Annotated in this window: 7 protein-coding genes; 1 reads left to right on the forward strand and 6 read right to left on the reverse strand. The window is 41.1% G+C overall.

Translation table 11 applies throughout. The annotated features are described in order from the left end of the window. Positions 1-33: 33 nt before the first annotated feature. From LC586_RS23620 to trpC, 6 genes are all read right to left on the reverse strand, one after another. A complete protein-coding gene (locus LC586_RS23620) occupies positions 34-1,071 on the reverse strand; it encodes a methyltransferase (RefSeq protein ID WP_229487094.1) in 1,038 nt (345 codons plus the stop codon). A 177-nt stretch (positions 1,072-1,248) separates the two neighbouring features. Next, positions 1,249-2,592, reverse strand: coding sequence for an FAD-dependent oxidoreductase (locus LC586_RS23625; protein WP_229487095.1), 1,344 nt, complete (start codon positions 2,590-2,592; stop codon positions 1,249-1,251). Between the two features lie 94 nt (positions 2,593-2,686). Beyond that, the gene (locus tag LC586_RS23630) at positions 2,687-4,111 is read right to left on the reverse strand and encodes a tryptophanase (RefSeq protein ID WP_229487096.1); all 1,425 of its coding nucleotides are present in this window, start codon (positions 4,109-4,111) and stop codon (positions 2,687-2,689) included. A gap of 108 nt (positions 4,112-4,219) precedes the next feature. Beyond that, positions 4,220-5,668, reverse strand: coding sequence for a cytochrome P450 (locus tag LC586_RS23635; protein ID WP_229487097.1), 1,449 nt, complete (start codon positions 5,666-5,668; stop codon positions 4,220-4,222). 55 nt (positions 5,669-5,723) lie between these two features. After that, positions 5,724-7,361 carry an NAD(P)/FAD-dependent oxidoreductase gene (locus LC586_RS23640; RefSeq protein ID WP_229487098.1) on the reverse strand — a complete coding sequence of 546 codons (1,638 nt, stop codon included), beginning with the start codon at positions 7,359-7,361 and terminating at the stop codon, positions 5,724-5,726. A 118-nt stretch (positions 7,362-7,479) separates the two neighbouring features. Next, positions 7,480-8,364, reverse strand: coding sequence for an indole-3-glycerol phosphate synthase TrpC (gene trpC / locus LC586_RS23645; RefSeq protein WP_229487099.1), 885 nt, complete (start codon positions 8,362-8,364; stop codon positions 7,480-7,482). Between the two features lie 231 nt (positions 8,365-8,595). Between trpC and LC586_RS23650 the strand changes: the two genes are divergently transcribed. Beyond that, complete coding sequence (locus LC586_RS23650) at positions 8,596-12,183, forward strand: WD40 domain-containing protein (RefSeq protein WP_229487100.1); 3,588 nt, start codon at positions 8,596-8,598, stop codon at positions 12,181-12,183. Positions 12,184-12,276: the final 93 nt, after the last annotated feature.

A 12,276-nucleotide genomic window follows, 5' to 3' on the forward strand; every position in this document is an offset into this window, starting at 1 on the left:
AATCTACTACCTATTATTTAGTAGACCGATATTCTAAACTTTCACGGCTTCGATAATATCTATAGGAGACTGGGTATTGACAACCTTCGTTAGCATAAAGCCAGCAGCAGCTAAAAGCTCTCGATATTCCGTTTCTGTGCGCTCACTACCACCACCTATCAATAGCATTTCCAGATCGAGCAATTTACTAAAGGATGGGTGGTTGGCGGGTGGAATCACAGTCTCTAAAAGTAGGAGCTTACCATTTTCTGCCATCGCCTGGTGGCAGTTTTTGAGGATGGTTATAGCATGCTCACTATTCCAGTCGTGGATCACCCCCTTGAGAATGTAGACATCACCATCACTGGGCACCAACTCAAAGAAGTTTCCACCTACAATTTCACAGCGTTGTGCAACGTCTTTGCCTTTGAGAAGATGCTCTGCTCCTTCGACTACAGATGGTCGGTCGAAGAGAATTCCTTTCATTGTTGGGTTCGCCTTGAGGATTTCGGCAATGAGAATACCGTGTCCGCCGCCAACGTCAACGATTTGACTGGTAGACGAAAAGTCATAGCTAGCAACTACCGCAGAGATACTTGATAAGGTAAAACTGGTCATCGCCTCGTTTAAGATTTGTGCGGTTTCCGGGTGCTGTTCTAAATACGGTACTATTCCCATCCCGTAGACATTTTCAAACGCACTTTTTCCAGTTTTGACGCTATTAAGGATGTCTCCCCACACTGGTAAGCGCCACGACTCACCAAGATAAATCGCAAAAGCACGCATTGAACCAGGAACATCAGTCTGAAGATATTCTGCAAGGGGTGTCAGTTGAAATTGTCGATTCTCACTTTCAGCAAATATACCAACACTGGATAAAGCACGCAGTAACCGATATAAAGATTTGGCATCAACATCAGTTAATTTTGCTAGTTCATCACTGCTTTTTGCACCGTCTTTAAGTAAGTCGGAAATGCCTAGTTTAGCTGCTACGTGGATTGATTGTGTTACCCACGTACCAGTGAGCATTTGCAGCAGTTTTGTAGGGAGGTGCATTTGGTTGTTTTGGTTAATAGTTTCTGTTTGAGACATGATGATTTCTGTGGTATTCATTAACAAATAAAGGTTGACCAGCAAAAGGTGTTACCTGATGGTGGGCAGTTAGCGTTCAACTGTGGTCTTGTTATGCCAGTAATTTGACAATTTGGGCAATGGAAATACTTAAGGAAAATTATTCAAAACCTGATTTATCTCTAAAGTTAAAAACATCTACGAGGAGCGGGTAGACACCATATTCGATGGAGATGTGCGATCTGGTTGCACAAATATTTCCCATTTCATATTATTCTCTGCAATCTGGCTAATCATGTCTTGATGCGTTCGCTCAGTCCTTAATGCTTCTGAATATGACATACATGTGAAGGAAATATTGTAGTACAGAGATGCAAATTCAGAATTCATTTCCTGTAACTTTCTTTCGATTTTCGTTCGCTCCAAAAACTTGGAATCACCTACCATTTTTCTCAGTACAGTAAAATGTTCTAAGCAGAGATCTGCAAGCGCGTCCATATCTGGTTTACGCAGCGTCTCATATTCTTTAAAAATTGTCTGCCAGTCTGCTGTATGTTGTTCAATGCATTTCGTGAGCAACTGGCAATTCTCAAAGCCTGCATTTGCACCTTGACCGTATGAGGGAACAATAGCGTGGCAAGAATCACCAATGAGTAAAACCTTATCCTGATAGCTCCAGGGGAAACATTTAATAGTAATCATTGCTTCCACTGGTTTCTTAAAATAATCTGTCAGGTTGGGTTCTACTAGTGACCATATATCGGGAAAATAGGTTTCAAAAAGATTTCGGAAAGCGTCGGGTGATGCAGTGGAATCATGAGAAATGTCCCCTTCATAGGGCAGGTGCAATGATAGGGTAAAACTTTTATCTAGATTGGGAAAACCGATCAGCATGAAATTGTCCCGTGGCCAGATATGTATGGCATTTTTATCTAGTACCCAACTGCTATCATCACGAGCAGGGATCATAATCTCTTTATATCCCTGATCAAGATATTCCTGGGAATAATTGAAGCGTTTCAATCGCTGCATCTTGTATCGTATAGGAGAATAAGCTCCATCGGCAGCAAAAATTCTATCTGCTTGAACCTGAGTAATTTCCCCTGTTTTTAAGTTTTGCGATTTCAGCGTAGCTGTTGGCAAATCAATATCGATACATTTTTGATTGAAAGAAAATTCGATATTTTCATGCTTTTCTGCAAAACTAAGAAGCGCCTTATTCAAGTCCTCACGTCCGATGGAATAGATGGCTTCTTTATTGTTGCCGTAGGGCTGATAAATTAGATTGTCATCCTGGGTATGCATAATTCTGCCATAGACAGGAATGCATAACTCGCGCACTAATTCACCCGCACCTACAGCATCCAGTGCTTGAAATCCCCGCTCAGACAGAGTTATGTTTATAGAGCGACCTGATTGCAAGTTGATCTGGCGTGGATCTGAATTTCGCTCATATACACTGACCTTAAAGCCAGCACGCGCCAAGTATACAGAGAGCAAGGAACCTACAAGTCCAGCTCCAACAATGATAATATGTTCCATTTTTACCTCCCCTATTTAAACCAGTCCTGACTTTGCTTTACGCTTTGTACTGGGAAGAATTTATTTTTTGGAAATTTCAAAGTTTTGGTTAAACTTAGAGCATTGAAAGTTCTAAGGATGGTTCTTCAGGATGAGCATCTGATGTGATAGGCTCAAGCTGAGCAGTAAATTGGCGCATCAGTTTAGCTGCATAAATCAGTCGATAGCCAGGTATTTGCTCGCGCCGCGCAGCAGTTTTGCTTAATGTTTCAGCCACATAATCTAGATGGCTTTGCGTATATACCCGTCTTGGCAGCGCCAGACGAAGTAATTCTAATTTGGGATGTACCATCTGACCTGTTTGTGGATCGGGATGAGCAAAACCCAATGAGCCTATTTCTACTGCACGTATTCCACCTTCTAAATAAAGTTCTACCGAAAGGGATTGACCAGGAAATTGTTCTTGGGGGATATGAGGTAATAACTGCCCAGCGTCCACATACACTGCATGTGCTCCAGGTGGCTCAATAATTGGAATTCCTAATTCCCGTAAACGTTCTGCCAGATAAGCCGTTTGCCCCAAGCGATAGGCGAGATATTCTTCTTGGAGTACTTCACGCAAGCCAACAGCCATTGCATCTAAATCTCGACCAGCCAGCCCACCGTAGGTCGGAAATCCCTCACGGATGAGCAACTCATTGCTTGCCTGTTCAAACAGCGTTTTATCGTTCATGGCTATAAAGCCACCAATATTCACAATGCCGTCTTTTTTGGCACTCATGGTTATGCCATCGGCTAAAGCGAACATTTCACGGCTAATTTCTAAGGGAGTTTTATCCGCATAACCTGGCTCCCGCAGTTTGATGAAGTAGGCATTTTCTGCAAAGCGACAAGCGTCTATGAAAAATGGAATCCCGAATTCTTTGTATGTCTGCGAAACTGCTCGGAGATTTTCCATAGAAACTGGTTGACCACCTCCGGCATTGTTCGTTATGGTAATCATGCCAAAGGGAATCTGGTCTGACCCTGTCTGTTTGATAAAGTCTCGCAACTTTTGAATATCCATATTCCCCTTAAAAAGGTGGTATAAAGTAGGATTGTGAGCTTCATCAATGACAAGATTGACAGGGTGACCTCCTTGATCGCGGATGTTAGCATAGCCAGTATCGAAATGGATGTTAGAGGGGACATACTGACCTGGTTTAACCAAACAGGCGCTCAAAATGTTTTCTGCTGCTCGACCTTGGTGGGTAGGCAAAAAATACGAAAAGCCGAAAATATCCCCTATGACTTCTGCTAACCGGAAATAAGAGCGTGCTCCTGCATAGGCTTCATCACCTTCAAACATGGCTGCCCATTGTGTCTGGCTCATCGCGCTGGTGCCGGAGTCTGTGAACAAATCAATGAAGATGTCTTCTGCTCGCAGACTGAACAGGTTGTAATTAGCTCGCCGTATAGCTGCCTCACGCGCATCGCGATCAAGTAATTTTATGGGTTCAACTATCTTGATCCGAAATGGTTCTGGGGGATGATGAACCATATTCTACCTCCAAATTTTGTTTGTATCCACTCAAAAATCTGAGGAGATGTCATAAGTGAGAAACGATTTTGCATCACTTGATGACACTTGCACTTCAACAACTCAAGTCTAGAATCGGGGCTTGATAATAACTTTGAAATCCTTTGGCATAAAAATAGCTCCTGGCGTGCCCTCAAAACTCAATTTCTCTCCAGGAACCCTTTCAAATGTGCATTTTTGCATTAGATTAGTGATGAAAGTGAATATCTCAATGCGTCCTAGGTATTCTCCTAAGCACCTGCGTTTTCCAAGTCCGAACGGGTAGTACTTATCTAAGAGATCTTCTCTGACTTCTCCTATGTCAGTTAAAAATCGATATGGGTTAAATTTTTCAGGCTCTTTCCAATAGCGTTCGTCACGGGTCAAACCATAAAGATTTATGAACACAGCTGTGTCTTTCGGAATGAAGTGACCATTGATAGTAGTGTCAGTTGTAGTAGCATTTGGGAGAGCAAGCGGAAAAGAAGGAGCATGTCGCAGGATCTCATGAATGCAGGCTTCTGTAAATGGCAATTTCTTGCGATCCGTTAAGCACACTTGTCGCTCTCTACCTACGACTGTGTCCAGTTCTTGATGGACTTTAATCTGAATATCCGGGTTAGCCATCATGTAAAGCATAGCCCAGCATATTAACGGCGCAATGGGCTGTAATCCCGTACCCATCATTTCTTGCGGTGTTCCTTCCACGATAACCTTTTCGGTGAAACCTAAGGTTTGCTTCTCGGACTCGTCTAACTCGTTAACTGCTTTCAACAGCGCATCTACCATACCTCGCAGATTTTTAGGATTGTATGAGTCTCGACATTCCTTTAACTTCTTGACAACAAATTTTTCTAGCTTATCAAGGGCGTTACGCCATCTGTATAATCCTTGTCCAAAAGTTTCAAAAAATATGCGAGTCTCTGGCATAAAATCAGCTAACAGAGCACCTCCACTATTTTGAGGGAAATCCTTAGCAAATTTGGTAAAAGCAATAAAATCCTGATCGTCACGGTTACATCTTTCTCCAAATAAGATTTTGACCATAACATTTGCAACAGAAAGATTTACCTCCATTGTTGGGTCGAAAGGTTGACTTTGATAGCTCAGGAGGATATTCACTAATTCAGTTGCTTCCTGCATCACTGTTTGTTCAATCGAGGCTGTTTTACTTGTGACGAACATATGCAGAGCGTTAATGGCAATTTCACGGTGCCTTTTCCATGGCAAACCGTACTCCCTACCCCCAATAGCCCTACCTTTAACAGCCTTCCTTAGGGTAAAAAAGTCAGGTCTACCAGCAAAATCCCCTTGCTGCTTTAGTAAAGCCTCTCTAATTGTCTCAAGTCGATTGAGCACAACTACAGGTTGCGAAAAAATACGTATTTGAAAAACATCACCGTACTTTTTCGCTAAGTCAGTAAATGTCAGATATGGGTATGGACCGATGATAGGCAAGTTCCCGATGATAGGTAACCCACGTGGACCCGGTGCCGTAATCTTTTTAAGTTGTGTGGAAGACGGTGATGTCACTTGCATAACTATCTCCTAAGTTAAACAAAATTGAACTTTAGTCCCTAATCGAACTTATCTGCTATGTAGTTATTAATGTCTTTTGTTGGAAGTCTTGCGGTGATGCTAATAATATTGCATCATCTTGTTCCGGAAAGAGCAATGGTTTAGCTAACTCCGGATGGGCAGCCAAATCAAGATGCCGTGCTGCAGGATCTCCCCAAGGATAAATTGATTGTGGCAACAACTCGGATTTCTTAAGCAAAGAAAGCATTCCATTAGCTGCTTCTTGTGGTGGTATTTCTCCGGCTTCAAATTTATCTAACAGAGCCTGATAACTATCAAGAACTGGCTGGAATCGTTTGCTGAAAGGCGCATTTGCACCAGTGAAAGGTTCTTCTCTACCGAGGTCTAAAAAGGCTGAAATATCTCCACTAGATTGATATTTCATACAACTACGAAATAGATTGACATCATGGAAAATGAGGTAAGCTAACCACAGTTGAGTCATCGCATTCCATAACTCAAAGTTTGCCATTGAGCGAAAAGTGTTATAGACTATCTGGTCGTTGTGGTTCAATTTTGCTGTTTGCAATCTGTCCACATAGGCGAAGCGTTCAACAGAAAAATCATCATCTTTTAATGCTTCTATCAATCGACCTGCCAGGGCATGAACGTTTTCGAAGGTGCTAATAAAGCCTCTTGAGTATAGGGGGTCAATAAAGCCTTGAGAATGGCTCAACAAAGCAAAACGATGTCCCACAGACTTTGTAGATGAGTATTGAATCCGATCCGTACCTATCCACTTCATTGCTGGTTTTAGGTCTTTGAGATGATTAGCAATGCTTGGGAATCGCTCAACGATGCTGTAGAATTCCTTTTCCGGGTCTGTGCCTTTTTCGGGATACTTGTAGCCATTGAGCATTAATCCGACGCTGCACAAAGAGCTTTCGGAAAGACTGTGGTTATCAAAGGGAATAACCCATATCCAACCCCCATCAAAGACATGGTGCAGTGTACCTTGATGCCATCTACAACTTAACCCTGGCAAATCTTCTTTGGGCACACAATCATCATATGCAGGTAAGTTAGTTACATGGGTAAAGATGCCACGAGTATTGTTTTTTAAACGCGTTGGCTTCTCCCGGAGATTAAATTTCTCTGCAACTAGTGAACGAAAGCCTGAGCCATCTGCCAAAAAGCGAGCGGTATATTCTTTGCCATCTTTTGTCCGTACCTGTACATAATCTTCGTGAAAATCAATTTCTTGTACATCAGTCAATTCACGATAGACTGCGCCGTAACTTTGAGCGACTTTCACCATATAGTGGTCAACATCTGGGCGATAAAGATGGCTCTCAGAGGTAAAAGAGAAATCTGGTGAGATAAGTTGATGCGTCTGATTCGGGTTTTGTTTCTCACCTTCATTGTGATAAACAAACCCAAGTAAACGCTTCACTCCACAACCTGATGACACATATTGGCGAAGAGCATTCACATCGGTCAAATTCTTAAGTTCTGGTATACCATAACGTTCTCCCACAATCCACATCCACATTGCACTTTCTGGCAACATGGCTTCACCAATTGTAAAACGTGGATGAGAGCCCTTTTCAATTAACAAAACGCTAAAACCATGCTTTGCGAGGATACTGGCTAAGGTTGATCCTGCAAGTCCTGAGCCGAGGATAATTGTGTCAAAGTGTTTGTTTGATTGCATATTTCTCTCTTGAGTTTCTACTTGATTAACTTCCTTGGGCTAATAGGTACATCAAAGCTTGAGGTAAAGTTTAACCTCTTGGATGTAACGAAATAGCGTTGAATGTTGATAATAAAGCCTACTTGTTTGAAATTAACAAATGGCTTACAGCCTGTTCTATATCAGTTTGCTTGACTAAAGATTCTCCAACCAAAACCGCATCGGCTCCCCACTCGGCAACTCTAGCTAAATCAGCCGATGTGTATAAACCAGACTCACTTACAACTGTTATCCCTAAGCTAGTAATTTTTTCTTGATGCTGTGTTATCAAGAATTGGGTTGTTGTTAAGTCAACAGTAAAATCTTCCAGATTCCGGTTATTAATCCCAATCAATTGTATATTTGGTAATGCCAGCACCCGCTCAAGTTCGCTAAGAGTATGGACTTCTATGAGAGCATTCATACCCAAATATTGAGCAATTTCTAGAAAATCGTGGAGACCTTGATCGGATAATATGGCGGCAATTAATAATACAGCATCTGCCCCATTAACCCGTGCTAGATAAATTTGATATGGGTCAATAATGAATTCTTTGCACAACAATGGCAGTGCCACATTGTTTCTAATTTTTCGCAGATTATCAAAACTGCCTTGGAAAAATTTTTCATCGGTTAACACTGATAAACAGGTAGCACCACCGCGTTCATAAGCTTGGGCAATCCTGACAGGATCAAAGTCTGCACAAATGACTCCTTTACTAAGGGAAGCTTTTTTGACCTCTGCAATCAAGCTGGGTTTATAAGGATTATCTTGCAAAGCACCAAGAAAATCTTGTGGGGAAGGGGCAGCACTAATTTGATTTTTTAAGACTTCTAAAGGCAGTTGCTTACATCTTTGAGCGACTTCTTGTTGTTTGTACAATACAATCTCTGCAAGAATATGGCGGGGTTTTCCTGATAGTACTGTCACTTGGTTATTAATGGCAGTAAGGAATTCGGTTGTTTGATACTGACGATTCGACATATAGTCTTTAGAAGTTTGGATGTGAGTGAAAGAAATTTATGTAATTTTTGATGCCACTGACTGAATGATTAAGTATGACTAATCTAAAACTTAGTTTCCAGTATTTACTCATAATTGTCGATATATATAAGTTCGCATAAAGTTCGTAAAAGCTCGTATGAAGTTATGGTAAAGTACTGATAATGCTTGGTACTTCATGGTTACATACTTACAGTACTAATATTGCAAATTATGAACTTTGAACAAGGACTGGAAGTAGCAGATGAAGCAGTCTTTACCAAGGCTGGAACAAGGTTAAATCATGCTGAAATTGCCATTCTACAGGGTTCATGGCAAAACAGGACCTATGAGGAAATTGCCAAAGAAACAAGTTATTCGGTAACTTACTTAAAGCAGACCGTGGGACCAAAGCTGTGGAAATTGCTGACAGAAGCTTTGGGTGAAAAGGTTACTAAGACCAACTTTAAATTAGCACTAGAGCGTCGGTGGCGTAGTACTTTGGACACGCCAAGTGTGAAAACCAGATTTGAAAATCAGTTTTCAGAAGACCGCCAGACTGAACAAGATTTAGAAAACGAAGTACAACAAAATCAGTTCGCAATTCCTCGCACTGACTGCCAAGAAGCGATTAATGTCTCTGAGTTCTATGGACGTACTGAAGAAATCGCGCAATTAAAGCAATGGATATTAACTGACCGTTGTCTCCAAGTAGCAATACTGGGCATAGGCGGAGTAGGTAAAACCGCCTTAACTGCAAAATTGGTACAACAAGTGCAGTCTGAATTTGAGTACGTGATTTGGCGAAGTCTAGGGAATGCCCCCCCTTTAGAAACCCTATTAGCTGAGTTAGTTGCCTTTGTGTCTAATTTTCAGAAAAGTAAAGCAGATATATCGCGGTTGCTCCATTATTTATGCTTTTCCCGTTGCTTGCTAATTTTGGACAACATGGAAACTATCTTAGATGCTAAAGAGACTGGGCACTTTCGTGACGGTTACTCTAATTATGATGAATTGTTAAGGGTTATTGGAGAGAGTACACATAACAGTTGTTTAATTCTCACTAGTCGAGAAAAGCCTGATGCGATCGCTACTTACGAAGGAGAACATTTGAAAGTACGCTCTCTTAGGTTAAGTGGTTCAAAAGAAGCTGGGATTGGCTTACTCCATGCTAAAGGTATAGTAGGGAGTGAAGAACAAAAACAACAGCTGTGCGATCGCTACGGTAATAATCCACTAGCAGTAAAAATTGTTGCTACTTCAATTAACGATCTATTTGATGGGGACATTGAGGCTTTTGTGCAACAAGATACCTTTATCTTCAATGGAGTACGCAGACTACTCAATCAACAGTTTGAGCGCTTGCCACCTTTAGAAAAGGGTATCATGTATTGGTTAGCGCTGAATCGTGAATGGACATCTTGTGGCGAGTTAGAGTCTGACTTAGTATCTATGGTGTCTCGCTTAAATTTATTGGAAGCACTAGCAAGCTTATGGAGACGCAGTTTTATAGAAAAGCGGTCTGGCAGCTATACACAACAACCTGTTGTGATGGAGTACGTGATAGAAAACTTCATTGAATTGTTTTGTGAAGAAATTGTAAAAGAGAAACCTGAATTACTACTTAACCATGCACTGATAAAAGTAACCGCGAAGGAATACATTAGAGAAAGCCAAATTCGCATGGTTTTAGCTCCGATTGCCCGTCGGTTAGAAACGACTTTTGGGTCTAAAAAAAATCTCGAAGACAAACTGCATCGAATTTTAGTTAAGCTTCAAACCGAGTTTGTTACAAATGAATATGGCGGTGGAAATATTATTAACTTATTGATTCAAAGCCAAATTGATTTAACAAACTATGATTTTTCTAATTTAAAAATTTGGCAAGCAGACTTACGTCGGGCGAAATTACATCATGTCAATTTTCAAAACGCAGATTTAACTAAATCTATTTTTGCTGAAACCTTCGGAGGTATTTTATCAATCGTCTTTAGCCCAGATGGTAAACTTTTAGCTATGGGTGATACAAATGGTGAAATCCACTTGTACCAAACTTTAGACTGGAAAAACTTTTTAACCTGTAAGGGTCACAACAACTGGGTTGTATCACTTGCTTTTAGTCCTGATGGCAGAAGAATTGCTAGCAGTAGTACTGACTGTACTGTGAAATGCTGGGATATCATTACAGGCCAATGCCTTCAGTTTTTAGAAGGACATGAGAACGAGGTTTGGTCTGTCGCTTTTAGGTTAGATGGTGACATATTAGTGAGTGGTAGTGACGATCGCACAGTGAAGCTGTGGAGTGTATGTACTGGTCAATGCCTAAGAACCTTTCAAGAGCACACAAGCTGGGTATGCTCTGTCGCTTTCAGTCCTGACGGACAAAGAGTCGTCAGTGGTAGCGACGATCACACAATTAGGTTGTGGGATATTAATACCGGGGAATGTCTCCAAACTTTTCAGGGACACTGTGATGGAATAAGGTCAGTTACTGTTAGTCCTGATGGGCAGATGTTGGCAAGTGGTGGTGATGACCATATAGTAAAATTATGGGATATAAATACTGGCAAATATATTACAAGCTTTACAGGGCATTCCAGTGCAGTTTATTCGGTAAAATTTAGTGCAAAAGGAGATATTTTAGCCAGTGGTAGCAATGATAGCACGGTAAAGCTTTGGAATATCCACGCCAATGAATGCCTGAAAACTTTATACGGACATTCCAGTCATATATTTTCAGTTGCTTTTAGTCCACAAGATGATTTGTTAGCAAGCGGTAGTGAAGATCAAACGGTAAAACTATGGAGTGTTCAAACTGGTGAATGCCTGAATACTCTACAAGGATATACCAGTCAATTACTCTCGATCGCATTTAGTCCAGATGGAAAGAAGCTAGCAAGTGGTAGCCGTGACTTTTCAGTTACATTATGGGATGTCAATACAGGTCAAGTATTACAAACTTTTCAGGGACATAGTGCGGCGGTGCGATCAGTTGCCTTTGATCCCCAAGGACAAACATTAGCAAGTGGCAGTGTCGATCAAACCGTAAAGTTATGGGATGTAAATACAGGTCAAGTATTACAAACTTTCCAAGGGCATAGCGCTGCTGTTTGGTCAATTGCTTTTAATCCTCAAGGAACAATGCTAGCAAACGGCAGTGACGATGGAACCATAAAGTTATGGAATGTAAATACAGGTCGAGCTTTACAAACTTTCCAAGGGCATAATGCTGCTATTTGGTCAATTGCTTTTAATCCTCAAGGAACAATGCTAGCAAGCTGCTCGTTAGATGGAACAATCAAATTATGGAATACCAGTACCAATGAGTGCGAAAAAATCCTGGAAGGACATACGAGTTGGGTTTGGTCAATTGCCTTTAGTCCTAATGGAGATTTAATCGCAAGCACCAGCCCAGATGGAACATTAAGGCTGTGGAGCGCCAAAACTTTTGAATGCTTGAAAATTTTACCGTTAAATACAGCTTGGTTGCAGTCAATAGCATTTAGCCCAGATAGCCGAATATTAGCAAGCTGTAGTCATGATTATACAGTAAAACTGTGGGATGTAAATACTGGGGAATGCCTCGAGTCTTTGCAAGGACACACTGCTAGGGTTTGGTCAGTTGTGTTTTCTCCTGATAATCAAATTTTGGCTAGCAGTGGTGAAGATGAAACAATTAGACTTTGGAGCGTTACAACAAGAAAATGCTTAAAAATATTAAAAACAGCACGTCCTTATGAACAAATGAATATAAAAAGAGTTAAAGGATTAACTTTTGCTACTATTTCTACACTAAAATCATTGGGAGCGGTTACTCACTAAAAGTATGTGTAAAGATAAGCAAATCTAATACAATACTGCTCGTTTAAGCAAAACTTAGAAACCCGGTTTTTGTGAGAAACCGGGTTTCTTGCC

The sequence above is a fragment of the Nostoc favosum CHAB5714 genome, from assembly GCF_020829495.1.
Classification (GTDB): Bacteria; Cyanobacteriota; Cyanobacteriia; order Cyanobacteriales; family Nostocaceae; genus Nostoc; species Nostoc favosum.